Origin of the sequence: Acinetobacter halobius (assembly GCF_044130335.1) — a bacterium.
Taxonomy (GTDB): domain Bacteria; phylum Pseudomonadota; class Gammaproteobacteria; order Pseudomonadales; family Moraxellaceae; genus Acinetobacter.
This window is the reverse complement of sequence record NZ_JBIQOD010000024.1, coordinates 16,334-40,657: the sequence shown is the minus strand read 5'-3', so window position 1 is coordinate 40,657 and position 24,324 is coordinate 16,334. Positions and strand designations below refer to the sequence as shown.

The window sequence follows — 24,324 nt, the reverse complement described above, 5'->3', positions numbered from 1 at the left end:
ATTCAAAAGCCCCCTAACGATTAAGTTAGGGGGCTTTTTTTATTATGCGGTTAGCGAAATAGTGAATTTATTGTCATTGATTAATGCTGATGTCTTATCAGTATCTGGTTTTTGGTTGATTTTTAAATCAGTATTGCATAATGCGATTACCGGAATTTTTTAAGGTATAGAGAAGTTGGCCAAGTAAGACATCTTTTTCGGTTAAAGTCACAATAATCATAGGATGCTTTAAAGAGGGAATAGAGGTTAAGATGGCTTTACCATTATCTGCATCTAATGTAATTGATTGGCAGCCTTCAAGGTGAATTTCATGCATAAATGCAGCAACCATAGCCAAAATTGAACTGCTGACAGCCGCAAGTTTAGTCGTGTTATAACCATCTTTTTTATAAACGTGTGCTAATTCAAAACCATCAGTGCTACAGAGCATAACGTAATTGACACCGCGAACATTCATGAGAATATCTTGAATTACATTTTTTGAAAATTCAATTAACTCTTCGGGTGCAGTACGGTTTTGTGTCAATGTGAACATATAAAACCTCACGGAGGGTTAATTTGTAATATTTGAGTTAGTTTCGATCGAAGTAATTAAAGCTTCTAATAATAGCAGTACATCATCTTTGTTTCGTGCATCAATAAAGAAAAGAGGAGAAAAGAGCTCATTTTCAAGTAGCCATTCCTTATAAATATTTGTAGATTTACCTGATTCAGAATGAAGATCGGTATGGGTAATTCCAATGGCGATATTATCCGTAAAATTCTGAAAGGTTTCTAAATAGTTCTCTAATTCTTGGATAGGATCATCGGAATGGTGGTCAATAAGAATAACCGCACCGATTGCTCCTTTGGTAATAGCGGACCAAACAAAATCAAAACGGCTTTGCCCAGGTGTGCCATAGAGGCCAATAGTGAGGTTTTCTTCGAGTGTAATTTCGCCATAATCAATTCCAACAGTAGTTTCTAGTTTGCTATGGCGTTGTACATCAGTATTAAAAGCTTCCGTTTGCAGTACAGGAATCTCTGAAAGTGAGCGAATGGCCTCTGTCTTTCCTGCACCCATACCACCTACAAAAACGATTTTAAAGCGTTGTAAAATCATACACTTTTCCTATATGCCTAATTTTTTTCTTAGCTTTCCAAAAAAACTTTTAATGAAACTTGATTCTTCTGAAACTTGTGGTGTTTCTGGGGGATTGTAGTGCTTATCCCAGATATTGATTTTCGAGAGGTTGTTTGTTGCAATATTTGTTGCAATAAAGCGTTGTACTGTGTCGATAGGTAAATCAAGTTGTATTGAAATTTTGGAAATCTTTCCACCTTGTATAAAACAACTTGAAAGTTGGAAAATGTATTTTCTATCCAAGTTCTGGCTAGGTTTAGGCCACATATGAATTTTAAAATGACCATCCTCAGGTGCGATTTCTTTTAAAAATAATGGAGAATTCCAAAAAAACTGCCATAGCCAATCACTCAGTATATGTGGTTGCTTCCGTGAGACTTTCATGAAGTTGCTGGTGCTGGCAATATCATAGTCAAAGCCAAATTCGGTGAAATCTTGTTCTCTAGTCGTATTGAGCCATGCAATATTGTTCTGTACATCAATAATTGCAATAGTGCCTAATGTGTCAAAGAGATGGAGTTTTGAGTTTCGTTCTTGATCTAGCATTTTACTGAAATATTCTAATTTATGAGGGCTTTTTTTATATTGTGTGTCAGCTTCAGTAAGTGCGTGTGATTGAGTTTCAATCGGTGTATTGAGTAGATGTTGTAGAATCCAATTAGATAAGCTTTCATGGTGAATAATGGGCAAAGAAAGCGTATTTTCATGAATCAGGTTTTGCCCTTGTTGGCGTTTGGTAATTTTCAGCCAAGGGAATTTTCGGCTTTGTATGATTTTTTGTATGCTGTCTGTGTCATAAAAATTTTCATGTATGAATAAGCAATCAATGCTTGGGTCGGCAGCAGAACTCCAGTTAATTTTATACTCTTGAGGAATGAGATTACGTAGCTGTGTTTTAAGCTCTTCTGAATGATTCGAACTTAGGCCAGTAATCGCAATATTAATATATTGCTTATTCATAGTATGTCTTTAATTTAAAAGGTTGAAGAGGGCAATACAAACAACCCCTTTCCCATAATGATGAAAAAAGGGGGTAATTCAAATTAAGAAAAATCTAAGCCTTTTTCATATCCTTTAAGTTCATGACGTGCCATTGCAAGGTTGGCTTTAGAGCGTTCAAGTACAAGATATAAGAAAATCTTGTCATTGCCTTCTAATGGACGGATTAGGTGATATTGTTTGCCTAAAGTGATAAGAATGTCTTCAATCGTATCATTTAAATTTAAGGCTTGTGCAACACGACGTTTCGAGCGAACGACTTCGGTATTGCCTGCTGCTGCGAGTTCTAAATCAATGCTTCCACCGCCTTGAGTCGCGAGAGCTAAACCACTTTCTCCGTCAACCAATGCTGCTGCATAGAAACCATCAATATTTGCTAATGCTTCTAATGAGACTCTAGCCATAGTTTTTCTCTTCAATTATATGAGTTTTAGAAAATCCTTTTAACCTGTTGTTTCACAAGTCGATTTCATTATATGGATGGCGTGAAAAAATTATCAATAGAAATAAATTGAGCTACAAATATGGAAAAGGAATTGGCGATTAAATCCGAGCTTTTTAGTCAGTTTTTACTGGTTTTTTTTGTGATTTTGTTGACATTTCAATTAAAATATTTTGATTGAATTTGCAATTGAATAGAAAATTACTTAATTTATTTACAAGTGTAAGGAAATGTAAATTTTAAAAATAGCCATATGATGTTGAGGACAAGATTTATTTTTTTGATTAATTTAAGAAGATTGAATAAATATTTCTAATTTAAAAACAGAGAGATGCGTTGAATTAGAGCATCTCTCATCTTTAATCATTTAGATGAACATTTGTGAGGCTGCGCAGTAGAGTCCCCATAGAATAATAACAGCAACCACTGGTTCAAGGATTTTAGCCCACACTGGTGTTGTGTTTACTTCAGTTGCTTGGCTATGTGTGTGGTCTTGGTGGTCAGTTGTGTGTTGATTTACCATTTGATTAAACTCCTTCATCGTCTCTTCTAATGATAGCTCTTCTTCAGGCATTGGTTTAGAGCCAATCAGTTCTGTTAGGTCATTTGTTGTCCAAATCCAGTCGTCTGCTTGACCTGAAAGGTGTTCAACTTGACCCACGAGAAGTTCATGAATACCTCGTTCACCAAAATTACCTGTTTCATCAAGTTGTTTTAGTTCAGCAAACTGAAGGCTTAGCATTTCCGTTAGACTATGTTCTAAGTCTGCTTTGGCTAGCTGAGATACATTGTGAGGTGAGGTGGTAAGATGTCGAGCAAGTTCCTGAATATACAGGTGATCTTGAGTTTGAATTTCGTGGTAAAGTTTCGCGCCATCTTTACGGATAAGCGTGATAAGTTTTCCTAGTGCGAGTGTATTGGCTTCTGCTAGATACTGATTTCGTTCTTCGTGAGGAAATTTATTCAGAAGCTCAGGCTTTTGAATTTTAATCTGTTCTGAAAAATATTGTACTAAATCAAAAGCCATATACTTACTCCATTTTATTAATCTAATAGTCTGAGACTTGGTTTTTTCTTAGATGCTTCAGGTTTTTCTTCATGCTCTGATTTTAAAGCATTTTGCTCATTTTGGGTATGACCCTCATATTCAGATGGGTCGAAGAACAAGCCTTGTCCATTTTCACGGGCATAAATGCCAATCACAGCATTAAGGGGGACATAAATATCACGAGATACCCCACCAAAACGTGCAGAGAAGGTAATCGCATCGTTGCTCATATGTAGCGCATGCACGGCATGCGGGACGATGTTTAAGACAATCTGCCCATCTTGAATAAATTGTTCAGGAACGAGAGTATTGGGCTGGGTTGCATCGACCAATAAATGTGGTGTCAGCTGATTATCACAAATCCATTCATATATGGCGCGAGCTAAATATGGACGAGTCGGCGTAAGGTTTAATTCTTGATCAGACATAATATTCTCTACGGCTGTTTAAATTCAGATTGATAATGGTTTTTCTCCTGCAAAGTTAAAGACTTTAAAAATGCAGGGCGGCTAAAAATACGTTGGCAATATAAATAAATTGGGCGACATTGCTGTTTGGGTAAATGCACACCCATACTGTTTAAGCGCAGAAAGATGGGCGCGAGCATGCAATCTAAAATGCTAAAGCTTTCCGACATAAAATAGGGGAAATGCTGAAACAATGGTGTTAGGGAAATGAGTGTATCTTTCAGTTTTTTTTGTGCGTTCAGTTTTGCTTGTGCATCGAGTGTATCTGGATGGCGTAGCATCATATCGGCAAGCTTTAACCAATCTTGTTCAAAGCGCCAAATATACTGACGCTGTTCCGCACGAGGCATAGGCGCGTCGGCATAGAGCTTGTTTTGACGATAACGATCGTCTAAATACTCGGAAATGATATTGGCATTAAATAGTTTTAAATCATTTTCAATCAACATGGGCAGTTGATTATAAGGGTTTAAGCTGGCGAGATCTTCATCATCTGCATCACTTAAAACCAAATGGTATTTGATTTGCTTCTCTGCAAGTACATAACGAATCCAGTGGGAGCGAAAATCATCTGCATGGCTATACAGCGTAATTCCTTGAAGCGGAGTAGTTTCGACAGACATATTTCAAGAAACTAGGTGAAGTGAATCGGTTAGAATACTAAAAATAGCCAATAAAATCATCTTAACTTTAATATGCTTATACAATCGAATAACTTGGAAAAAATTAAAGATAAGGATAAAACTATGCAACTTATGCTCAGAATCACTCAATTGATCGCAGTGATTGTATTAATGACTTCTATCTCAAATAGTTATGCTCAAAATCAAGATACAGCCGAATCAGTAGATGTAGTGCCGCAGACTGCTGAATATGTCGCTTGTATTACTGATGAAACCTGTGATGTCGCTACCTCTGTATCTGAGGATGAGATGTATGGCGGTATTCAGCAAGAATATACGGTAAAAGGCTGTAAGGTCACTGTTTATAATGATGGAGCTGTGAAAATGGTCGATGAGCAAACAGATGAGCCGTGTAATGCACCACTTCCTAAAGATCATTAATTTTTAAAATAAGCTGGAATATGTAACTAGTAACTAGAGGGATATCATACGAATAAAGCAGAATGCATGGGTTTTAAAGTTGAAAATGACGCATAAAAAAAGCCTTGGATAAACCAAGGCTTTTTGTCCGATTCGGTAAACGAATTAACGTTTAGAGAATTGAGGACGTTTACGAGCTTTACGTAAACCAAGTTTCTTACGTTCAACTTCACGAGCATCACGAGTAACGAAACCAGCTTGACGAAGAGCAGGTTTAAGTGTTTCGTCAGAAGCGATCAACGCACGAGTAATACCGTGACGGATAGCGCCAGCTTGACCACCGATACCACCACCAGCAACAGTGATGTAAAGGTCATACTTTTCAGTAGCTTCAAGAAGCTCTAAAGGTTGACGAACAACCATACGAGCAGTTTCACGACCGAAGTATTGCTCAAGAGTACGGTTGTTAATTACGAGTTTGCCTGTACCAGCTGACAAGAAAACACGTGCAGTTGCGGTCTTACGGCGACCTGTACCATAATTAGTAGCCATGTGCTGTATCCCTTAGATGTCCAAAACTTGTGGCTGTTGAGCAGCGTGTGGATGCTCAGTACCTGCATACACTTTCATTTTCTTGATCATTGCATAACCAAGAGGACCTTTTGGTAACATACCTTTAACAGCTTTTTCTAAAACTGCTTCTGGTTTGTGAGCGATTAACTTTTCAAAGTTAGTCTCACGGATACCACCAGGGAAGCCAGTGTGGCGATAGTATTTTTTATCAAGTGCTTTTTTACCAGTCACTTGAATTTCTTCAGCATTGATTACAACGATATAATCGCCAGTGTCAACGTGAGGAGTATAAGAAGTCTTGTGCTTACCACGTAGACGACGAGCGATTTCAGTCGCAAGGCGACCTAAAGTTTTGCCAGAAGCATCAACAACGTACCAGTCGTGTTGAACTTCAGCAGGCTTAGCGCTGAGAGTTTTCATTAAACCACTACCTATTATAGTTGGTTTGGACTATGGAATCTGTCCAAACAAAAGGAGACGCGATTCTAAACGAAGTTGTTCGGAATCACAAATGAAAATATGAAATTTCAAGTGCCGTATTTTACGATATTCTGCACTATAAAGGAAGAGATTAAAGTTTATTCTTTTATTTAAATCATGAGGAAATTGGAGTGAATCGAAAATAAAAGCGGAGAGTTGGCGCTATTATCAAATTTGAAACATATTTTTATAATCTAAGATATGATATTGCTTATGAATTTTATAAAAGTGACAGTTGGAAATTTGTCCAAGAATGGGTGATTTTTCTTTATGAAGTACCAAATTCCCCGCTTCAATTTTGAAATCGCTCGATTAAACAAGTTTTACTGTTTCATTTTCTACAGAGGGTCTTCTAGCTCAAGAGCCATATCGACATGCTTAAAAAATGTCAGCTGATAGATAGGTCTTGAGTTCATCGTTACATGATGTGCTTTGATATACGTTGTATAATATTGCATGCCTTCTATTTGAGTTAGCTATGCTTCCTTTATATGTCACCAGTGGCGAACCTGCTGGAATTGGTCCAGATATTTGTTTGAGCCTTGCAGGGCGGGTAGATGAACGCCCCATTGTTGTTTTGGCGGATCTGAACTTGTTAGCTAAGCGCGCAGAGAAATTGGGAATCGACATAGAATTCATTGAATATGTAGGGCAAAAGACGTCATTGGCTCCGAGACAGCTCTATGTTGAGCATGTGCCCTTGAACCAAGCTGTGGTATTAGGTGAATTAAACCCAAGCAATGCGTCCTATGTCTTAGAACAGTTACGACGTTCGGCCGATTATGCCATGTCTGGGAAAAGTGTAGGTGTTGCAACTGCACCTGTACAAAAGTCAGTCATCAATGATGCTGGCATTCACTTTAGTGGACATACCGAATACTACCAAGAGTTTGCTGGGGTGGAACGTGTGGTGATGATGCTTGCAACCAAGACGTTGCGTGTCGCGCTAGCGACTACACATTTACCTTTGAGAGCTGTGCCTGATGCAATTACCAAAGAGCGACTGCATCAAGTGATTGATATTTTAATTCAAGATTTAAAAAGCAAATTCAAAAAAGAGCATCCGCATATTTTAGTGTGTGGCTTAAACCCACACGCAGGAGAGGATGGCTATTTGGGGATGGAGGAAATTGAGGTGATTAATCCCGTGCTAGAAAGCTACCGTGCTCAAGGCATGAATATGAGCCTGAGTTTGCCTGCCGACACTTTATTTACCCCTGAAAACTTAAAAGATGCCGATGCTGTTTTGGCGATGTATCACGATCAGGGCTTACCTGTGTTAAAATCGCAAGGGTTTGGTGAAGCCATTAATATTACTTTGGGCTTGCCGTTTATTCGTACCTCAGTTGATCATGGCACAGCTCTCTCCCTCGCAGGCACAGGTCTTGCGAAAAGCTCAAGCTTACAGGTCGCTGTTGATTTAGCGTTAGAATTAGCTCGTCACTAATGTTCAGTGATTAACTCACGTTGGAAAATTTTATGTATCAAATTAATGCCTTAAACCCTAAAGATGAAGGGCACCATACGCGTAAGCGTTTTGGGCAAAACTTCTTACATGACCAACGTGTGATTGCCAAGATTGTACGTTCAGTTGCACCCCGTTCAGGGGATAACATTGTGGAAATTGGCCCGGGTTTGGCAGCCTTAACTTCTCCGTTGATTGGCGAATGTGACGCACTCACGGTGGTTGAATTAGACCGTGATTTAGCAGCCGGTTTACCGGGGCGTGTGCCACATCCTGAACGTTTAACCATTATTGAAACGGATGCACTGAAGTACGACTTCACTAATCTATTTGAAGATGGTCGCCCTTTACGGGTTGTGGGTAATTTGCCGTATAACATCTCGACGCCACTTTTGTTTCACCTCTTGGAGTTTGGTGACAAAGTTAAAGACATGCACTTTATGCTACAAAAAGAAGTGGTGGATCGTATTACGGCTACTCCAAATAGCAAAGAGTATGGTCGTTTGTCGGTGATGATTCAGTATTTCTGTAAACCTACGTTCTTGTTTGAAGTACCGCCGGGTTCATTTAACCCACCACCTAAAGTGACTTCTGCGGTGTTCCGTTTAGAGCCGTACGCAGTTAAGCCGATTGTGGCAAAAAATGAAAAAGCTTTGGCACGGTTGGTATCACATGTCTTTACCCAGCGCCGTAAAACTTTGCGTAATAGCTTAAAAGGCATGTTGGTTGAAGATGGTTTTGAACAAGCAGGTGTTGATCCGATGGCGCGCCCAGAGACTTTAACACTGGCTCAATTTGTGGCATTAGCAGATCAAATGGTGGCTTAAGGTGGCAGGTGCAGAGATTCGATACAATTATGTCATTGGTGATGTGCAGGGTTGTTTTGAAGCACTCAAAGCCTTGCTAAAGACCATTCAGTTTGATCCTGACCAAGATTTTATTTGGTTTGCAGGGGATTTGGTTGCCCGTGGTGAAAACTCATTGGGTGCTTTACGCTTTATTAAAAAATTAGTAGAGCGTAATACTGCTGCAATAGTTTTAGGCAATCATGATTTAACTTTGCTGGCGGCTGCACGTGGCATTAAAACAATTAAAGATAAAGATAACATTCGTGATGTGATTGATGCGATTGATAGTGATGATTTGATTGATTGGTTGCGGAAACAGCCCTTGTGTGTGTTTCCAAATGCAACGACAGTTCTGACGCATGCAGGCATTCCAACTAACTGGACAGCAGAACAGGCTGCTGCTTTGGCGGCAGAAGTTGAGGCGGTCATTGCAGCGGATGATTTTGATGTTGTCGATGCCTTTTTAAAAGACATGTATGGCAAAGAACCTACTTTGTGGTCGGATGAACTCACGGGCAACGCGCGTTTACGCTGTATCGTGAATTATTTGACCCGTATGCGTTTAACCGATAGTGCTGGGCGTTTGGAGTTTAGTTTTAAGGACTCACTCAGCGACCCAATGCCTGAAGGGTTCAAACCATGGTTTGAATTCGCTTCGCAAGCAGCGCAAACCCATAAAGTTGTGTTTGGTCACTGGGCCGCTTTACAAGGCAAAACTATTTCGGACTCGATTCAAAATGTAGATGGCGGTTGTGTCTGGGGGCATCAATTAATGGCTTACCGTTTAGAAGATGAGAGCTTATTTGCCGTTGATAATCCAGTTCAATAGCCCATGCATTAAAAAAGCCACGAAGTTCGTGGCTTTTTTATTCTTAGTCGATTCTTAACCATGTTTGGTTACGACCTAAGGCAGAAACACCAATGTATGCACGTAGGGAAAGTCGCTTTCCTGTGGCATTCAGCTTCATTTTGGCATCATAGAGTTTGCCTGATAATGGATCAATCACACGACCTTTTTCATAGTTGTTGGTGCCGTCCACGTGCTTCAAATCTTTAATAATATCCATGCCTAAAATGGGTTTGTTGGTATAAGGCGATGGGCAATTTACACAAAATTCTTTAGGTGTATATCCAGGACGTGGCGTAATTTTAACAATTTTTCCAGTATAGGTGTTATTGGACTCTTTACGAATTTCAATAATGGCTTTCGGCGAGCCTGACTTATCATCAATTTGTTGCCATGTCCCTGTTAAGTCCTGTGCAAATGCTCCCCCGCAAAGCATGGACAATGTTAATCCCGCGATAAAAAACTTACTTTTCATATAAGGTTCTCTATAATTTCACAAAAATATCCAAGACACAGAAAAATAAGCAGTTAGCATAAGGCAAACTGCTTATGGTCGTTGGATATAGAATAGGCATATGCCTTTTAAAAAAATGGAAAAATCATACAGACTTAGCTGAAACCTTATTATTCATTGAATTTAAAATGATCAGTCTAAGTTTTGAAAATGTATAATTTACTCATCGTTTAGCTGTTAAATCTCAACATGGTATGATTTTACAGATGATAGCCACACGTTAGCGAGCATTAAGTCGCAATTATTCACGGATCCATGTTTGGCTACGACCCAGTGCAGATATGCCCACATATCCTCGAAGTGTTAAACGTTTACCATTCGAGCTAAGTTTTGCTTTGCAACTGTAAATATTTCCTGACAACGGGTCGATAATTTTTCCACCTGTATAATTGGTATCACCATTGTGTTTGAGCCCTTTCATGACATCCATGCCTAAAATGGGTTTATTGGTATATGGTGCTGGGCAATTGATACAATGTTCTTTGGGGGTATAGCCTGGACGAGGGGTCACTTTAACAACTTTAGCGGTATAGGTCCCGTTTGATTCTTGACGGATTTCTAGGATGGCTTTCGATGATCCAGTTTTGTCATCAATGTTTTTCCACGTACCGCTAATATCTTCAGCAAAAGCTGCACTGCCAATGACAGATGTAGCGAATGCGATTGCAAGTGTCAATTTGCTCATGAACAAAATCCTTTTATCATTTAATAAACGACAAACTCATCATAAGTTGATTTTTTAAACAATACAATTGTTTATGTGAGGAACATATCACATTTTTTGCAAGTATAGAATAAACAACGGTAACCATATTGCAGTAAACACAGCATTGACTGCCATTCCAAAGGCAGCATAGCGCCCTGCAATACTGCCTCGTTGCCATGCTTGGGCTGTTCCAATAGCATGTGCGGCAAGACCGAGTGCTAACCCTGAAGCGCGTTCATCATTGATATGTTTTAAAATCAGTGGAGAAAATGCGGCACCGATGACTCCAGATAAAATCACAATTAAAATCGCGAGACTGATGGGTGCATGGAGGAGTGTTGCGATATTAATCGCAATTGGAGTGGTGACAGCACGTGTGGCAAAAGCCATGATGGTCGGATCAGATAAATGCAGTAAATAAGCCAAACCCATAGGCAATCCGACCGCACTAATACTTGCAAAAACTAAGATGCCAACTACTGCTTTGAGAGGAAGGTCGTCATAACGCATGGACGCTAAAGGAATAGCCAGTGCAACAGTGACATAACCGAGCAAATGATTAAAAACAGGATTCACTTGCGCCATATATTGCTCATAAGGAATGTTGAGGAGGAAGAGAAGTGCAATCACAAAACACATGCCAATCACAATAATTGGAATCTGTGGCAACTTTTTATTGATTGGTTTTGCCAGTAAATAAGCAACTAAAGTCAGGAAAAAACCGAAAATGATGGGAATCATGAGCATTCTCCTAAAGCCATTTCTTAGACATTTTGGCATAAACCCAAAGTGGGATAAGTGTGCTGACAAACAGCACCACCAAAAACATTGGGATTTCGTGACCTAAATGGGTCATCATCAGCAAGGAACCTGCACTAATGGGCAGAAAGGCGAAAGCACTTTCTTTCATGATTTTATTGTTGGTATCGACCAAACGTGCTGGAATTTTTTTGAATTTCCGCCAACCTAACAGCACGATTAATAAACTAATGAGTCCAAGTAAATTGCCCATTTCGGGGTGCCCAAAGTACCCCGTGACCCATACAGCAGATTCTCGAAAGAGAACGATGAGGGCAACCGTGCCGATCCATGCGGTCCAATCAACCGTTTTTATCCATTCCATTTTGTTCTGTCATTAACATTTTACTTATCACGTTTTAACCGATTTAGTTTTTGATTTCAAATTCTTCGAGTTCACGATGAAATTGTTTTGCTTTCAAACCTAAAATTTCATCAATTGGTAAATGTGCTTGTTTAATCAGTTGTTCCAGTTTATGTGGTGCAATGTACACTTGTAGGTGAAGATTTCCTTCATCATCATAATTTTCAGATTGAATCACATTCAGGGCATACAATTGGTTGCGCAATTTTCCATAGGCTGGCTTGAGCAGAACGTCAAAGTTTTGAATTTGTCCCATTAAGCACTCTTGTACTGCTTGGCGCAGTAGATTGAGTCCTTCGCCCGTATGTGCTGACACATAAACACGCTCAGGGACATTGGGTTCAGCATAGATAATTTTGGCTTGTTCAGCACTTTGGTCAATTTTGTTATAAACACGAAGGATAGGAATATCGGCTCCAATTTCTTTGAGCACTTTTTCAACGGCTTCAATTTGTTCCATCAGATCTGGACTGTTGGAGTCAATTACATGCAGCAGTAGGCTGGCTTCTAAGGTTTCCTCTAGTGTCGCTTTAAAAGATTCGACCAAGGCGTGCGCAAGGTTACGTACAAAGCCTACAGTGTCGGCTAAGACCAAAGGGCCAATACCATCCCAGTCTAAACGTCTTAGAGTGGGGTCTAAGGTTGCAAATAGCTGATCTGCGGCATAAACATCAGATTTGGCGAGGGTGTTAAATAGAGTCGATTTTCCAGCATTGGTATAACCGACTAAAGAAATGGTTGGAATAGCAGCTTTTTGGCGTGCTGCACGACCTTGGATTCGCGTTTGTCGTACTTTCTCTAATTTATCTTTAAGTTGTCCTACACGAACACGAAGTAAACGACGGTCAGTTTCGAGTTGAGTTTCACCTGGTCCACGAAGCCCAATCCCACCTTTTTGGCTATCGAGACTAATCCCTGTACCGACTAGTCGAGAAGACAAGTGATCAAGTTGAGCCAATTCGACTTGAAGTTTACCTTCATGAGTACGCGCGCGCTGTGCAAAGATATCTAAAATAAGGCGGGTGCGGTCAATGACGCGACATTTGATAATGCGGCTCAGGTTGCGTTCCTGACTGGGGGTTAGTGCATGGTCAATAATCACCAAACTTGCTTCTAGCTCTTCCACACGTGCTGCTACTTCTTCAGCTTTGCCTGAACCAATAAAATATTTAGGGTCAGGTTTGAATCTTTGAGCGTGAATATGCTCTAGAATTTCTGCACCTGCCGACTTGGCAAGTAAGCGAAACTCTTCTGCATCAAGATCTTCCAGAATGTGGATGGCAACACTGACTAAAATCGTTTTTTCGCCACCTTGTTTCTGTTCAAAATATTCCACTCAATATAATCTCGCACCTAGAAAGCTCTAGTGTAGATGAATTTACTCAGCTTGAGCGAAATAGTTATAGCGTGGCTTTACATGGTGCGAAAGAGCTGTACCAAAAGAACCAAACTTCCAAAGTATAAGATGCTTAACCCAAGAATAAATTTAAATGCTTGAACGGGATTTAAGGGTGCAGTAGGAGGATTCATTTGATCATTCATGGGAGAACCTTATTTTGATATTTCGATTGAATTATTATAATTAATTTATTTAAACGATTAAAATTGAAAATAATCATCTAGTCTTTCGGTTTTTATGATCAATGCAAGTAAGTTAAGATCAGTATAGAATGAGTTGTAATCAATGATTAACTGTTGAATAAAGCTGTGCCAAGTGAATCCTCTATGCAATCAAATACTGAAATAAAAACAACATCATTAAGTGGACTCTCAAAACTTGCGTTGTATAGCAAGAAGCTAGTAACGGGACTCAGTGCCGTTTCTGAGGGTTTTTATTTGGTTTATCGACATGGCTTGTATAAAGACATTAATAATCCTCAAAATACCCGCTACGTGCAGTATTTTTGTCGTCGACTCTGCAAAGTTTTTAACATTGATGTGCATGTCCATGGCGATATTCCACGTAAACCTGCACTTTGGGTGAGTAATCATATTTCATGGTTAGACGTGGCAGTTTTGGGTTCTGGCGCACGGGTGTTTTTTTTAGCCAAAGCTGAAATTGAAAAATGGCCTGTGTTCGGCAAACTTGCAAAAAGTGGTGGAACCTTGTTTATCCAACGTGGGTCGGGGGATTCAATCAAGATCCGTGAACAAATTACTGAATTTTTAAAACAAGACATTCCTGTGCTGTTCTTTCCAGAAGCGACAACTACTGACGGCTCTAAAGTAAAAAAAGTCCATGGGCGTATTTTAGGGGCTGCAATTGAAGCACAGCGCGATGTCCAAATTTGTTTAATTTGTTATGTCAATCAGCAGGGCGGGCTCGACCAAGTTTCGCCTTTTATTGGTAATATTGGTTTTGCCGAACACGTCCAAAAAGTCTTGGAGATGCCTCAAGTTACAGCACATCTTGTTGCATTACCTGCAATTTGTACTGCAGGTCATACAGTCGATAGCTTAACAGCCTTGGTACAACAAAAGATGGTGCAAGGCTTGGCTGACTTACACCAAAAGGTATTGAAACCTCAAGCGAGCGCGATGGGAAGTTGAAGGCTTACATAAAGCCTTCGATCGGGAGCCATGAAATGACTTTAATACCTGCACGTTTAAACCAGTTCATTTTCGGCTCTGTGGTATAAGTCTTGATTGAGCCATCGGCCTGCTTAATTTGCCAGTTAATATTTTTGTTGGCATCCAGAACCAGTTTATAGGCATATTTACTCAAATTTTGATCCATTGTTTGATGCACAGCCTTTGCCAAAGGCGGGCTGTTGAGTAAAACACCAATTTCGGTATTTAAGTTGGCAGAACGTGGGTCAAAATTAAACGAGCCAATAAAAACTTGTTTTTCATCAATCGTCATAAGCTTGGCATGCAGGCTAGAACGGCTTAATCCTTTGATGCTGACTTTGGCTTTTTTCGAGATTTCCTCATTGTTCTCATTAAGTGCTTCAGCCGCAGGATTTGCTAAGAATTCATATAGTTGTACACCATTTTCTAGTAAGTCTTGGCGGTATTTTCCATAGAAAGCATGGACCAAAGGTACATCATTGGCTTTGAATGAGTTGGTGAGTACACGGACTTGGATATCACTTTGCGCAAGGTTGGCAAGGTGTTTTTTGCCTTTACGTTCAGGAACGAAATAGGCAGAGATAATGTCGATGCTATCTGTTGGTTTTTCTAGATGGGTTTGTAACTGGAAGTTGAGATGTTCTTCTTTTTTAGCTCGGGATTTGATTTTACTTGGTGAGTCTTTTACGACTTCGGCCTTGACCCAGTCAAATTGGATACTATCGTTCAGCCAGTGTTCAAACGCTTGTGAACGATTGGCAAGATCCAGATAATTTTGTACCGTCACTTCTTGATAGTGCTGTTGCAACTGTGTTTTTAAGCCTTCATAGCGTAAGCTGTAATGATTGGCATTGACGATCTGACGCACTGGAAAGGCATAATCATCATTCCAGTATTCATCGAATGAGTGCACAATTTCATCTGCTGCCGAACCTACAAGCATGACATCTACATCGGAAAACTGGTAATTGTCGCTGACATTATAATATTGGTTACTCATATTACGACCACCAATCAGCGCGATTTGGTTATCAGCAATAAAACTTTTGTTATGCATACGACGGTTAATGCGTTTGAGATTGAGCATCATATCCATCGCGCGATAGTGGCGGAAGCGATAGGGATTATACAGTTTGATGTCAATGTTGGTGTGTTGGTCGAGTGCGAGGTAAATGCCTTCCATTTTCTTGGCATTGTTGTCATCAATCAGTAACCGAACCTTGACCCCACGGTCTGCCGCTTTCAATATTGAATAAAGTGCCAGTGCGCCGATACGGTCATTATCCCAAATATAATATTGTAGATCTAAAGTCTTTTCTGCTTTATCAATGAGATGGATGCGCGCTGCTAATGCTTCGAGTGGGTTATAGAGAATATGGAAACCTGTCAATCCCGGATTTTGCTCACGGAGTGGTAGTACGATTTTGGCTAAGCTGGTTTGGTCCGTGGCTTGATCAAAAGCATAAACTTGAGGCTGCGGAATCTGTTTGGGCAAAGTATTACAGGCAGGAACAGAGATCACCATACAGCTGAGTAAAAGTAGTTTAGCACCTTGCTGAGTCGACGTTGAGCGGGGTAGAGCGCGCTTCACTGCGCTGTGTGGTTTTTCCATCGTCATAAAGTCTATAAATTTGGTTTGAGTATAATTCTGAGCTGTGAAAAGATAAACAGAAGATTATGTGTTCTTGATGAACTGTTTGTGAGTAAATGTCTATGCTAAATACACAATCCGTCGTGTTCTATTTTTATATTGCGATGGCCTTGCTTGCCGGTTGGGCAGTGTATCAAGCATGGATCAGTCAAACCAATACGGAGACGATTCATCCGTTTAAAGCCTTTGTGCATTTATTGGCTTTTTATTTGTCTTATTTACTGATTCCTTTATTTTTCTTTAGTTTATACGCAGGTATCCAAGGTTATTACTCATGGCATGAAGCAATTTTTGTCTTTTTAGTGAGTGGCTTATTGTGTTATGCACGTTTTATTGAGCCGCATTTTGTCCATGTTAAAACCATGCAGTATCAAATCCAAGAGGACTATAAATTACTCAAACCTGTTCGTATTGCTTTGGTTGCCGATTTACATATTGGTTTGTTTTCAGGTCATGAACGTCAGTTAAAAACCATTGTTAAACGGCTGAATGAACAAAAGCCTGATTTGGTGGTGATTGCTGGAGACTGGACCTATGAACCTGAAAATACACTGGCGGAAGAGTTAGAGGTACTACGCGAAATTAATGCACCCGTCTATTCGGTCAATGGTAACCATGATGAACAGTATCCAGGTCCCCCGATTCAAAACCTGTTAAGACATGCTTTGAAGGTCAACAATGTCATTGATATAGAGGGGCAGATTGTTGAATTTGATGAGTTTCGCTTAATCGGGGTCGGTGACTTGTGGGCAGGTAAGGCAGATATGCGTTTTATGCCACATTTACCGCAGGACAAGCCATGGGTCATTTTATCGCACAATCCTGACACGGTCGATATGGTGCCTTCTTTACCAACACGTCCTTTAATGTTGTCAGGTCATACGCATGGCGGCCAGGTTGAACTGCCGTGGTTAACGGATTTTGTGATGAAAAAGGTGTCGATCTTGGGGCACAAGAAAGGCTTGTACCGTCATGAACACGCAGATGTGTTTGTTACGGTGGGTACAGGTATGGTGGGTGTACCGTTTCGCTTCCGGGTCCCACCGACCATTGATATCATTGAGCTAATCTAAAGCTCAGCTAGAACCAATAAAAAATAAAGCTTAAAACCAAAATGACCACAGCCAAGATCATCCACAGCTTGTGGTTTTTGGGCTGTAAGGCTTGAATACCTTGTGTTCGGGTTACGTCACTATTATTCACATCTTTATGTTGTGATTTTTGCAGGGTTTGATCTTCTTTGAGAGTTAATTTCGGAGGAGTAAGACGATTTATTGTTAACTCTGCAGTTGAGATATCTTCTGAGTAAAGTTGCTCGTGGTTATACATACTTTTTAGTGCTGCATCATGACGTTTTGTGAGTTCTGTGACGATTTCTTGGGCATCGTCGTATTGAAAAGCCGTGTGTGTTGCGATGTATTGGATGGCTTGAATGATTTTGTTTTCTTCAACTAATACGATGACGTCGAGGAGTTGTTCATTGGTGAGTTGTTCTATTTTTTCATCCATTTCTGTGTCCTATTCATCAGTATTCACCTTTATTTTTGAAGTTATATGCGCAATTTTAAAGGTGGTTTTTGTAGCGTTTGTTAAAGCATTGGTATAAAAAAACCAGCATCATTGTGCTGGTTTCAAATATCAAACTTAGGGTCAAATTTGATTGTTTACATCATCATTCTTGGTCTCACGGATCATTAAGAATGCACATAAAGACAGAAGGGATGCAGCTGTGAGGTAGTAACCTACAGCATGTAGGCCATAAGTGGTTGCAAGTTTTGTTGCAATTAATGGCGCAAATGAAGCACCAAAGATGCCAGCAAGGTTAAAGGTCAGTGCTGAACCTGTATAGCGAACCGATATTGGAAAAATTTCAGAGAGCACGGTACCAATTGGCCCATAGGTTAAACCCATGATAGATAAACCAATACATAGGAATAAGAATACAACAAAAGTATTGCCTGATTCCAACATGCTGGAAAACACTAAACCAAACAGTGCCGCAGCAATACATACAGCAATAGACGTTGTTTTACGACCAAACTTTTCTGCAAATACTGCAGATAAAGGGATGAACGCAGCAAAGCAGAGTGTTGCGACCAATTGAAGTTGTAAGAACTGTTCACGAGTGTAACCCAGTTGTTTGGTGCCCCACTGTAAAGCAAAGACCGTCGTGAGGTAGAACACAACAAAGGTACAGATGGCAGCAATAGTGCCTAAAATCAGCATACCCCAGTGTTTGGTGATTACTTCTTTAAATGGAATATTAACTTCTTTTTGCTTGTCTAAAACTTTCTGGAACGCAGGAGTTTCATGGAGTTGTAAACGAATCCACAGTCCTACAATCACCAGTAGCGCACTTGATATAAATGGAATACGCCAACCCCATGTCATGAATGTTTCTTCAGACATGAAATGACCGAGTGTCAAGAATGAACCCGTTGCCAAGATAAAGCCAATCGGTGCACCTAACTGTGGAAACATACCATACCAAGCACGTTTACCTTCAGGTGCATTTTCTGTGGCAAGCAAGACCGCACCTGACCATTCACCACCTAAGCCGAGGCCTTGACCTAAACGACAGAGTGCAAGCAGTAATGGTGCAACAATTCCAATTTGTGCATAGGTTGGTAGCAAGCCAATACATACGGTTGAAAGCCCCATGGTTAGCAATGCGGCAACTAAGGTGGCTTTTCGACCAATACGATCACCTAAATGTCCAAACAGTGCAGCACCAATCGGGCGTGCAATAAAGGCAATCGCAAAGGTTGCTAATGACTGAATTGTAGCGGTCATCGGGTCGGTACTTGCTGGAAAGAACAAATATGGAAAAATGATGACTGCAGCAGTCGCATAAATATAAAAATCGAAGAATTCGATTGTGGTACCTACGAGACTGGCTGTAAGTACGCGAAATTTTGAGTTTACAGGCTGCTGTTGTTCTGCAACAGCAGTATTTAATGACGCCATGGTAGACCTTACACTTACTAAAAATAATGAGACTTAGTTTTAAAAGCGTAATCTTTTTAAAAAAGGCGTAATTTCTTAAAAAAATACGAAAACCCTGCGGACAAACTACGGGATTAGGGTTGCTAAAAAATGTAGTAGGTGCGGGTTATATCACGTAAAGATAGATAGACAAGAAATGTGATCCTGCACCGATCAATACAAAAATATGCCAGATAGCGTGAGTGTATCTTACCTTTTTTAGCGCATAAAACAATGCACCGATGGTGTAGGAAAGTCCACCAATGATTAAAAAAGTGAGTGCTTGTTTAGATAAAAAGCGTTGCATATCATCCATAACCAACACAGCCATCCATCCCATAAGTAGATAGGCAATCAGTGAGATTTTTTCAAAGCGATGGATGAAAACTAACTTGAATAGTGTGCCAATGAGTGCAATCACCCAAAGTGCAATGAGCAGGTAATGTGCTTTTTGTGTGGGTAGTGCGATAGACAAAAATGGGGTGTAGGTGCCCGCAATTAGATAATAAATGGCAGTGTGATCTAATTTTTTATACCAGCCTCGACGCTCAGGTGATTCGGCAAAATGATATAAGCTTGATGCTGCGAACAATAAAAATAGGCTCAAAGCATAGACCCACAGCCCGATCCATTGCGCTGTTTCTAAGTAAGACCCTTTGATAATCAATAATATTCCTGCTATGAGTGCAAGAGCTGCACCAATAGCATGGCTAATGAAATTGATTCGTTCTTCGACAGGATCGTAGTTTGCAACTGGATGAGCGTTCATAGGCAATCGTGCTTGTTTTTATAAAATATACAACTGTATCGTAATTCAAATTTGCATTTAGCGTAAGACGCTTTAAAATTTAATCGCAATTCTTTTTCTGGTTTCTATTATGACCACTTCGGTGTCTTCCTCTGTACAAGAGCAGCAATTCCTGCAAGCCTTTCAGCAAGCGCTTGAATCTCAATGTTTTGATCGGATGATTTTGAGCCAGTATCAGGGGGAAATGCAACAATTAGAAAAAATGACATTTCGGGTAGTGACTGTGCAAGGTCAGTCAGTATTGAGTTGTTTATATCGTTATAAAACTCAAGATGTCACTAAAAACTATTCCTTAGATCTGGCACTTGAAACGGTGACTGAACTTTTGGCACAGTGTAAACAAGCCAATTTGATGACGACTGAACAAGAGTTTCAACTGAAAAAGAACAAGAAGAAAGCCATGCTGACCCAAAGTAAAAATAAAACGCAGGCTAAAGTAGCAGAGCAGCAAGGGCATGATCGAATCAAGCAGCGTTTTGTCGATCAAGACAGTTATTTCTTACAGCCACTTGGTATTACCGATGCAAAAGCGCACATCGTTCCCAGTATGGCGCGTAAGTGGAAACAGATTAATAAATTTGTTGAAATTTTCTCAGGAGCTTTAAGTCATATTCAACTGCCTGAACAACTACGTGTGGTCGATTTTGGCTCGGGAAAAGGCTACTTAACTTTTGCTTTGTATGATTATTTGCTAAAGCAAGATCTGAATCCTTTTGTGACTGGGGTTGAGCTCAACAGCAAGATGGTGGAATTCTGTCAGGAGGTTGCACACAAGTCGGATTTTCAGCAACTTGATTTTTTTCAGGGTGATGTTCGGACGTACCAACCTGAACGTCTCGATGTGATGATTGCGCTGCATGCGTGCGATGTCGCGACTGACTTTGCGATTCATACGGGTATTCGTTTAAATGCTGAAATGATCATGTGCGCGCCGTGTTGTCATAAAGAATTACGTCCACAGTTGAAAGCTCCGCTTGTATTACAACCCATGTTGCAATTTGGCATTCATGCAGGTCAGCAAGCTGAAATGCTGACCGATACTATTCGTGCCTTATTACTCAAAGCCTATGGCTATGAAACCAAAGTGTTTGAGTTTGTAGCACTTGAGCATACCAGCAAGAATAAAATGATTTTGGCAACCAAGCGTAGGGATTATCAAGCGCCCGATGTTGCTGTCTTGGCACAAATTCAAGCTTTGAAAGAGATGTATGGCATTCAAAAGCATTCACTGGAACTGTTGTTGAATGATCAATGGGATCAGCAAGGTGTAGGGTGTAAGTGTTGATTTAGCCATAGTCGTTGAATCGGATGATACATATTCATGTTGTTTTTAAGGAAAATGAAATGCTAAGCCTAAACATCGTGCATGGAACGTGGGTTGAGCGACAACAGGCTGCGAAAATGATTCGTGAGCAGGTCTTTATTCAAGAGCAAAACATTGCTGCTGAAGATGAGTGGGATGAGCAAGATGAAATTGCAGTTCATTTTGTCGTCTATGAACAAGATCAAGCTATCGCCACGGCAAGGCTATTACAGAATCATAGTATTGGTCGTGTTGCTGTTTTAAAGTCGCATCGAGGTTTGGGTATAGGTCAGGTTTTGATGCAGGCTGTGATCGCATACGCCCAACAGCAACAGCGTCCATTTTTAGTGTTGTCTTCTCAAGTACATGCACAAGCGTTTTATCAGGCTTTGGGTTTTGTACAAGAGGGTGAGGTGTATTTAGACTGTGGTATTCCACATATTGATATGCGTTTATCGTCTATGAAAAAGCCCTGATGAATCAGGGCTTTTTCTTTTTAACGTAGATTAGTGACTATGTTCAGAAGACATCTGCGCATGTTCATCGGCACTCATACTATGTTCTTCAGCCGTTGCATGTTCGGTTATATTTTCAGAAGCAGCTTGATTGCTTGTTTCACGCGCTACTTTATCAGCCTGCGCTTTTGCCATTGACTCTTCAGACATAGCTGGTGCATTTTTAAAAGCATGTTGTTGAGTGTTCTGTTTAGCTTGCTGACTTGGCATATAGTCAGGTTCATTGGTTACTGCAAGGTAGAAGAAACCTAAGAAAAATCCGCTTAAAATGAAAGCAATGATCAGTGCTTTCCAACCCCATGGTGATTTTTCAGGAGAAGTATTGTCAGTCATGTGCAACAGCCCAATTGAATAATAATAAATCTAAAACGATGTAACTTTATAACACAAAAAGTGAGTTCGGGCGCGAAAATAATGCACTAAGATAGGTCAAAATTAAAAGATGAATCAGTATTTTAATTGGTTTCTCCAAGAGAATAAAAAAAGGGATCTATGGATCCCAGATTTTTAAGTCAGCATTTTAATGGATTTGCCCAGATGGCAATGATTGAATGAGTAATTGCGGTGCTTTAAAACGCTCACCGTATTTCGCTTCAAGCTGATTGGCACGTTGCAGAGCTTGCTCTAAACCATATTGATTTAAAAACTGAATTGCTCCCCCTGTCCACGGCGCAAAGCCAATCCCAAAGATCGAACCGATATTGGCATCAATTACAGACTCAAGGACATTTTCTTCATAACAACGTAACGTATCTAGCGATTGTACAAACAGGAAACGGTCTATCATTTCTTGTTCAGAAATATCAATCTCTTTTTTCCAGTGGTTCAAACCCTCCCAAAGCTGTTTCTTCCCACCTTCTGGGTAATCATAAAAACCTGCACCTGCGGCTTTACCTTTACGATTGAATTGATGAATCATGGTTTGAATCACATCATCTGCACCTGAGCGTGGTAAATCTTTACCCTCGGCCTGAAGCGCCTTACGCGTTTCATTGGCAACATGTTCAGAAAGGGTTAATGCAACTTCATCTTGAATGGCTAGTGGGCCAACGGGCATGCCTGCTTTGAGTGCCGCCATTTCTATACGAGCTGGATGTACACCCTCATGCAGTAAACGTAAACCTTCCTGAACAAAAGTACCAAATACGCGACTGGTGAAGAAACCACGGCTGTCATTCACAACGATCGGGGTTTTACCAATTTGCTGTACATAGTCATAGGCTTTTGCCAAAGTTTCAGCAGAGGTATTTTTGCCTTTAATGATTTCAACCAATTGCATTTTATCAACTGGACTAAAGAAATGTAGGCCAATAAAATTTGCCTGATCTTTTGAAGCTTTTGCCAAACCTGTAATCGGTAATGTCGAGGTATTTGAAGCCATCACACCACCATCCACAAGGAAAGTCTCAGCTTCTTGAGTGACTTTGGCTTTGAGTTCTTGATTTTCAAATACTGCTTCAATCATTAAATCACAGCCTTTTAAATCTTCCGCAGATGCCGTTGCAGTAATCAAGCTTAAAACCTGATCACGCTTTTCAGCCGTCATACGTCCTTGTGATACTTTTTTATCTAGCAGTTTTTGGCTATAGGCTTTACCTTTTTCTGCATTTTCAATAGAGGTATCTTTCAATACCACAGCAACACCTTTAATTGCTGTCGAGTAAGCAATGCCCGCTCCCATCATCCCTGCACCAAGCACACCCACTTTTGTTGCTTGCCATTTCAGAATATCTTTAGGGCGACTTGCACCTGCTTTAATAGCATTCAGCCCATGCCAAAAAGTACCGATCATATTTTTTGAAATTTGACCTGTCGCCAGATAGGTAAAATAACGAGATTCAATGGTCAGTGCAGTATCCACATCCACCTGTGCACCTTCAACCGCAGCCGCCATAATGGCTTCAGGTGCTGGATAACATCCTTTGGTTTTATCACGTAACATTGCTGGAGCAATCGCCAGCATTTGCGCAACCGCAGGTGTTTTAGGATCACCACCCGGAATTTTATAACCTTTCACATCAAAAGGCTGTTGTGATGCTTTTGTGGATGGGGGATGTGCTTTCACCCAAGCAATCGCTTTATCCATCAATTCTTCAGGTGTTTCCGCCGTGTCTTGGATTAAACCTAATGATTTCGCTTTATCCACACCAAACTGCTTACCTTCCATTAAAAAAGGAAAAGCATTTTGTAAACCTAAAAGGCGTACCATACGCACGATACCACCACCACCCGGCAGTAGGCCTAAAGTCACTTCTGGCAAACCGAATTTTGTTTTAGGATCATTCAATGCGATACGTGCATGACAGCCTAAAGCAATTTCCCAACCGCCACCCAAAGCCGTACCATTCAATGCTGCTACAACAGGTACACCTAAAGTTTCGATATAACGAAACTCGGTTTTCATTTTCTGAACCATTTCAAAAAAAGGCGTAGCATCTTCAAGTTGTGCTTGAATCAATTCATCTAAATCACCGCCTGCAAAGAAAGTTTTCTTCGCTGAACGGAAAATAATCCCAGTAATTGACGTTTCAGATTTCAGTTTAGAAACAATATTTTCTAAAGCTACACGGAAATCCGCATTCATAGTATTTGCTGATTGATTCGGGGAATCTAAAGTCAGAATAATAATGCCATCGTCATTTTTTAGATATTGAATTGCGCTCATAAAATTTTTATCCAAATGATTTTTTGAATTTGAAATGTATGCGTCTGCGTAGTTGTATAATTTTGTAGCATCACAGAGTCATTCCAAATTTATTTTAATTTCGGGTTTA

The 24,324-nt window shown here is 40.2% G+C and carries 28 protein-coding genes; 8 read left to right on the top strand and 20 right to left on the bottom strand.

What is annotated here, in order from left to right:
* Positions 1 to 127: 127 nt before the first annotated feature.
* The 7 genes from ACE01U_RS15700 to ACE01U_RS15670 form a co-directional block, all read right to left on the bottom strand.
* The gene (locus ACE01U_RS15700; RefSeq protein WP_395579898.1) at positions 128 to 535 is read right to left on the bottom strand and encodes a roadblock/LC7 domain-containing protein; all 408 of its coding nucleotides are present in this window, start codon (positions 533 to 535) and stop codon (positions 128 to 130) included.
* 18 nt (positions 536 to 553) lie between these two features.
* Positions 554 to 1,102, bottom strand: a complete 549-nt coding sequence (locus ACE01U_RS15695) for a GTP-binding protein (RefSeq protein WP_395579897.1) — start codon at positions 1,100 to 1,102, stop codon at positions 554 to 556.
* Positions 1,103 to 1,111: 9 nt separating this feature from the next.
* Positions 1,112 to 2,083, bottom strand: coding sequence for a hypothetical protein (locus tag ACE01U_RS15690; protein ID WP_395579896.1), 972 nt, complete (start codon positions 2,081 to 2,083; stop codon positions 1,112 to 1,114).
* Positions 2,084 to 2,166: 83 nt separating this feature from the next.
* The gene (locus ACE01U_RS15685) at positions 2,167 to 2,526 is read right to left on the bottom strand and encodes a hypothetical protein (RefSeq protein ID WP_086208866.1); all 360 of its coding nucleotides are present in this window, start codon (positions 2,524 to 2,526) and stop codon (positions 2,167 to 2,169) included.
* A 405-nt stretch (positions 2,527 to 2,931) separates the two neighbouring features.
* Complete coding sequence (locus ACE01U_RS15680; protein ID WP_086208865.1) at positions 2,932 to 3,591, bottom strand: hypothetical protein; 660 nt, start codon at positions 3,589 to 3,591, stop codon at positions 2,932 to 2,934.
* Positions 3,592 to 3,608: 17 nt separating this feature from the next.
* Positions 3,609 to 4,040 (bottom strand): ClpXP protease specificity-enhancing factor, encoded by a 432-nt coding sequence (locus ACE01U_RS15675; RefSeq protein ID WP_086208864.1) that lies wholly within the window; start codon positions 4,038 to 4,040, stop codon positions 3,609 to 3,611.
* Positions 4,041 to 4,048: 8 nt separating this feature from the next.
* A complete protein-coding gene (locus tag ACE01U_RS15670) occupies positions 4,049 to 4,702 on the bottom strand; it encodes a glutathione S-transferase N-terminal domain-containing protein (RefSeq protein ID WP_110973903.1) in 654 nt (217 codons plus the stop codon).
* 123 nt (positions 4,703 to 4,825) lie between these two features.
* Between ACE01U_RS15670 and ACE01U_RS15665 the strand changes: the two genes are divergently transcribed.
* Positions 4,826 to 5,143 carry a hypothetical protein gene (locus tag ACE01U_RS15665; protein WP_395579895.1) on the top strand — a complete coding sequence of 106 codons (318 nt, stop codon included), beginning with the start codon at positions 4,826 to 4,828 and terminating at the stop codon, positions 5,141 to 5,143.
* A gap of 144 nt (positions 5,144 to 5,287) precedes the next feature.
* Here the strand turns inward: ACE01U_RS15665 and rpsI are convergent, their stop codons facing one another.
* Positions 5,288 to 5,674 carry a 30S ribosomal protein S9 gene (gene rpsI, locus ACE01U_RS15660; protein WP_086208861.1) on the bottom strand — a complete coding sequence of 129 codons (387 nt, stop codon included), beginning with the start codon at positions 5,672 to 5,674 and terminating at the stop codon, positions 5,288 to 5,290.
* 12 nt (positions 5,675 to 5,686) lie between these two features.
* Positions 5,687 to 6,115, bottom strand: a complete 429-nt coding sequence (gene rplM, locus ACE01U_RS15655; RefSeq protein WP_004695096.1) for a 50S ribosomal protein L13 — start codon at positions 6,113 to 6,115, stop codon at positions 5,687 to 5,689.
* A 538-nt stretch (positions 6,116 to 6,653) separates the two neighbouring features.
* Between rplM and pdxA the strand changes: the two genes are divergently transcribed.
* The 3 genes from pdxA to ACE01U_RS15640 are packed head-to-tail and all read left to right on the top strand — an operon-like array spanning position 6,654 to position 9,317.
* Positions 6,654 to 7,622, top strand: a complete 969-nt coding sequence (gene pdxA / locus ACE01U_RS15650) for a 4-hydroxythreonine-4-phosphate dehydrogenase PdxA (RefSeq protein ID WP_395579894.1) — start codon at positions 6,654 to 6,656, stop codon at positions 7,620 to 7,622.
* A gap of 32 nt (positions 7,623 to 7,654) precedes the next feature.
* Complete coding sequence (gene rsmA / locus ACE01U_RS15645) at positions 7,655 to 8,467, top strand: 16S rRNA (adenine(1518)-N(6)/adenine(1519)-N(6))-dimethyltransferase RsmA (RefSeq protein WP_110973901.1); 813 nt, start codon at positions 7,655 to 7,657, stop codon at positions 8,465 to 8,467.
* Position 8,468: 1 nt separating this feature from the next.
* Complete coding sequence (locus tag ACE01U_RS15640; protein WP_395579893.1) at positions 8,469 to 9,317, top strand: symmetrical bis(5'-nucleosyl)-tetraphosphatase; 849 nt, start codon at positions 8,469 to 8,471, stop codon at positions 9,315 to 9,317.
* A 43-nt stretch (positions 9,318 to 9,360) separates the two neighbouring features.
* On the opposite strand, the gene ACE01U_RS15635 is transcribed toward ACE01U_RS15640, so the two are convergent.
* The 5 genes from ACE01U_RS15635 to hflX all read right to left on the bottom strand — a co-directional run bounded on the left by ACE01U_RS15635 (position 9,361) and on the right by hflX (position 13,053).
* Positions 9,361 to 9,810 (bottom strand): DUF2147 domain-containing protein, encoded by a 450-nt coding sequence (locus ACE01U_RS15635; RefSeq protein WP_086208857.1) that lies wholly within the window; start codon positions 9,808 to 9,810, stop codon positions 9,361 to 9,363.
* A gap of 280 nt (positions 9,811 to 10,090) precedes the next feature.
* The gene (locus tag ACE01U_RS15630; protein ID WP_110973899.1) at positions 10,091 to 10,534 is read right to left on the bottom strand and encodes a DUF2147 domain-containing protein; all 444 of its coding nucleotides are present in this window, start codon (positions 10,532 to 10,534) and stop codon (positions 10,091 to 10,093) included.
* An 87-nt stretch (positions 10,535 to 10,621) separates the two neighbouring features.
* Positions 10,622 to 11,296 carry an LrgB family protein gene (locus tag ACE01U_RS15625; RefSeq protein ID WP_086208855.1) on the bottom strand — a complete coding sequence of 225 codons (675 nt, stop codon included), beginning with the start codon at positions 11,294 to 11,296 and terminating at the stop codon, positions 10,622 to 10,624.
* A gap of 10 nt (positions 11,297 to 11,306) precedes the next feature.
* Positions 11,307 to 11,678 carry a hypothetical protein gene (locus tag ACE01U_RS15620; protein ID WP_086208854.1) on the bottom strand — a complete coding sequence of 124 codons (372 nt, stop codon included), beginning with the start codon at positions 11,676 to 11,678 and terminating at the stop codon, positions 11,307 to 11,309.
* A 43-nt stretch (positions 11,679 to 11,721) separates the two neighbouring features.
* On the bottom strand, positions 11,722 to 13,053 hold the full coding sequence (hflX, locus tag ACE01U_RS15615) for a ribosome rescue GTPase HflX (RefSeq protein WP_395579892.1): 1,332 nt from the start codon (positions 13,051 to 13,053) through the stop codon (positions 11,722 to 11,724).
* A gap of 389 nt (positions 13,054 to 13,442) precedes the next feature.
* Here hflX and ACE01U_RS15610 point away from each other — a divergent pair, with 389 nt between their 5' ends.
* Positions 13,443 to 14,267: a lysophospholipid acyltransferase family protein gene (locus tag ACE01U_RS15610; RefSeq protein ID WP_395579891.1), complete on the top strand. Its 825-nt coding sequence runs from the start codon at positions 13,443 to 13,445 to the stop codon at positions 14,265 to 14,267.
* Between the two features lie 4 nt (positions 14,268 to 14,271).
* On the opposite strand, the gene ACE01U_RS15605 is transcribed toward ACE01U_RS15610, so the two are convergent.
* Positions 14,272 to 15,813 carry a phospholipase D family protein gene (locus tag ACE01U_RS15605; protein ID WP_228146985.1) on the bottom strand — a complete coding sequence of 514 codons (1,542 nt, stop codon included), beginning with the start codon at positions 15,811 to 15,813 and terminating at the stop codon, positions 14,272 to 14,274.
* A 188-nt stretch (positions 15,814 to 16,001) separates the two neighbouring features.
* Between ACE01U_RS15605 and ACE01U_RS15600 the strand changes: the two genes are divergently transcribed.
* The gene (locus ACE01U_RS15600; protein ID WP_086208850.1) at positions 16,002 to 17,012 is read left to right on the top strand and encodes a metallophosphoesterase; all 1,011 of its coding nucleotides are present in this window, start codon (positions 16,002 to 16,004) and stop codon (positions 17,010 to 17,012) included.
* Positions 17,013 to 17,019: 7 nt separating this feature from the next.
* Here the strand turns inward: ACE01U_RS15600 and ACE01U_RS15595 are convergent, their stop codons facing one another.
* From ACE01U_RS15595 to trhA, 3 genes are all read right to left on the bottom strand, one after another.
* Positions 17,020 to 17,448, bottom strand: coding sequence for a hypothetical protein (locus ACE01U_RS15595; protein WP_086208849.1), 429 nt, complete (start codon positions 17,446 to 17,448; stop codon positions 17,020 to 17,022).
* Between the two features lie 141 nt (positions 17,449 to 17,589).
* A complete protein-coding gene (locus tag ACE01U_RS15590) occupies positions 17,590 to 18,906 on the bottom strand; it encodes an MFS transporter (protein WP_110973896.1) in 1,317 nt (438 codons plus the stop codon).
* 145 nt (positions 18,907 to 19,051) lie between these two features.
* Positions 19,052 to 19,693 (bottom strand): PAQR family membrane homeostasis protein TrhA, encoded by a 642-nt coding sequence (trhA, locus tag ACE01U_RS15585; RefSeq protein WP_086208847.1) that lies wholly within the window; start codon positions 19,691 to 19,693, stop codon positions 19,052 to 19,054.
* Positions 19,694 to 19,802: 109 nt separating this feature from the next.
* Here trhA and ACE01U_RS15580 point away from each other — a divergent pair, with 109 nt between their 5' ends.
* Complete coding sequence (locus ACE01U_RS15580) at positions 19,803 to 21,017, top strand: class I SAM-dependent methyltransferase (RefSeq protein ID WP_395579890.1); 1,215 nt, start codon at positions 19,803 to 19,805, stop codon at positions 21,015 to 21,017.
* A 59-nt stretch (positions 21,018 to 21,076) separates the two neighbouring features.
* Positions 21,077 to 21,511, top strand: coding sequence for a GNAT family N-acetyltransferase (locus ACE01U_RS15575; protein WP_395579889.1), 435 nt, complete (start codon positions 21,077 to 21,079; stop codon positions 21,509 to 21,511).
* Positions 21,512 to 21,541: 30 nt separating this feature from the next.
* Here the strand turns inward: ACE01U_RS15575 and ACE01U_RS15570 are convergent, their stop codons facing one another.
* Together ACE01U_RS15570 and ACE01U_RS15565 are read right to left on the bottom strand one after the other, a co-directional pair.
* A complete protein-coding gene (locus ACE01U_RS15570) occupies positions 21,542 to 21,883 on the bottom strand; it encodes a hypothetical protein (protein WP_086208844.1) in 342 nt (113 codons plus the stop codon).
* A 187-nt stretch (positions 21,884 to 22,070) separates the two neighbouring features.
* Positions 22,071 to 24,215 (bottom strand): 3-hydroxyacyl-CoA dehydrogenase NAD-binding domain-containing protein, encoded by a 2,145-nt coding sequence (locus ACE01U_RS15565; RefSeq protein ID WP_395579888.1) that lies wholly within the window; start codon positions 24,213 to 24,215, stop codon positions 22,071 to 22,073.
* Positions 24,216 to 24,324 lie beyond the last annotated feature (109 nt).

Coding starts and splice junctions, on each gene's coding strand:
- ACE01U_RS15700 (WP_395579898.1), bottom strand. CDS start 535: ATGTTCACATTGACACAAAACCGTACTGCACCCGAAGAGTTAATTGAA.
- ACE01U_RS15695 (WP_395579897.1), bottom strand. CDS start 1,102: ATGATTTTACAACGCTTTAAAATCGTTTTTGTAGGTGGTATGGGTGCA.
- ACE01U_RS15690 (WP_395579896.1), bottom strand. CDS start 2,083: ATGAATAAGCAATATATTAATATTGCGATTACTGGCCTAAGTTCGAAT.
- ACE01U_RS15685 (WP_086208866.1), bottom strand. CDS start 2,526: ATGGCTAGAGTCTCATTAGAAGCATTAGCAAATATTGATGGTTTCTAT.
- ACE01U_RS15680 (WP_086208865.1), bottom strand. CDS start 3,591: ATGGCTTTTGATTTAGTACAATATTTTTCAGAACAGATTAAAATTCAA.
- ACE01U_RS15675 (WP_086208864.1), bottom strand. CDS start 4,040: ATGTCTGATCAAGAATTAAACCTTACGCCGACTCGTCCATATTTAGCT.
- ACE01U_RS15670 (WP_110973903.1), bottom strand. CDS start 4,702: ATGTCTGTCGAAACTACTCCGCTTCAAGGAATTACGCTGTATAGCCAT.
- ACE01U_RS15665 (WP_395579895.1), top strand. CDS start 4,826: ATGCAACTTATGCTCAGAATCACTCAATTGATCGCAGTGATTGTATTA.
- rpsI (WP_086208861.1), bottom strand. CDS start 5,674: ATGGCTACTAATTATGGTACAGGTCGCCGTAAGACCGCAACTGCACGT.
- rplM (WP_004695096.1), bottom strand. CDS start 6,115: ATGAAAACTCTCAGCGCTAAGCCTGCTGAAGTTCAACACGACTGGTAC.
- pdxA (WP_395579894.1), top strand. CDS start 6,654: ATGCTTCCTTTATATGTCACCAGTGGCGAACCTGCTGGAATTGGTCCA.
- rsmA (WP_110973901.1), top strand. CDS start 7,655: ATGTATCAAATTAATGCCTTAAACCCTAAAGATGAAGGGCACCATACG.
- ACE01U_RS15635 (WP_086208857.1), bottom strand. CDS start 9,810: ATGAAAAGTAAGTTTTTTATCGCGGGATTAACATTGTCCATGCTTTGC.
- ACE01U_RS15630 (WP_110973899.1), bottom strand. CDS start 10,534: ATGAGCAAATTGACACTTGCAATCGCATTCGCTACATCTGTCATTGGC.
- ACE01U_RS15625 (WP_086208855.1), bottom strand. CDS start 11,296: ATGATTCCCATCATTTTCGGTTTTTTCCTGACTTTAGTTGCTTATTTA.
- ACE01U_RS15620 (WP_086208854.1), bottom strand. CDS start 11,678: ATGGAATGGATAAAAACGGTTGATTGGACCGCATGGATCGGCACGGTT.
- ACE01U_RS15610 (WP_395579891.1), top strand. CDS start 13,443: ATGCAATCAAATACTGAAATAAAAACAACATCATTAAGTGGACTCTCA.
- ACE01U_RS15605 (WP_228146985.1), bottom strand. CDS start 15,813: ATGGTGATCTCTGTTCCTGCCTGTAATACTTTGCCCAAACAGATTCCG.
- ACE01U_RS15600 (WP_086208850.1), top strand. CDS start 16,002: ATGCTAAATACACAATCCGTCGTGTTCTATTTTTATATTGCGATGGCC.
- ACE01U_RS15595 (WP_086208849.1), bottom strand. CDS start 17,448: ATGGATGAAAAAATAGAACAACTCACCAATGAACAACTCCTCGACGTC.
- ACE01U_RS15590 (WP_110973896.1), bottom strand. CDS start 18,906: ATGGCGTCATTAAATACTGCTGTTGCAGAACAACAGCAGCCTGTAAAC.
- trhA (WP_086208847.1), bottom strand. CDS start 19,693: ATGAACGCTCATCCAGTTGCAAACTACGATCCTGTCGAAGAACGAATC.
- ACE01U_RS15580 (WP_395579890.1), top strand. CDS start 19,803: ATGACCACTTCGGTGTCTTCCTCTGTACAAGAGCAGCAATTCCTGCAA.
- ACE01U_RS15575 (WP_395579889.1), top strand. CDS start 21,077: ATGCTAAGCCTAAACATCGTGCATGGAACGTGGGTTGAGCGACAACAG.
- ACE01U_RS15570 (WP_086208844.1), bottom strand. CDS start 21,883: ATGACTGACAATACTTCTCCTGAAAAATCACCATGGGGTTGGAAAGCA.
- ACE01U_RS15565 (WP_395579888.1), bottom strand. CDS start 24,215: ATGAGCGCAATTCAATATCTAAAAAATGACGATGGCATTATTATTCTG.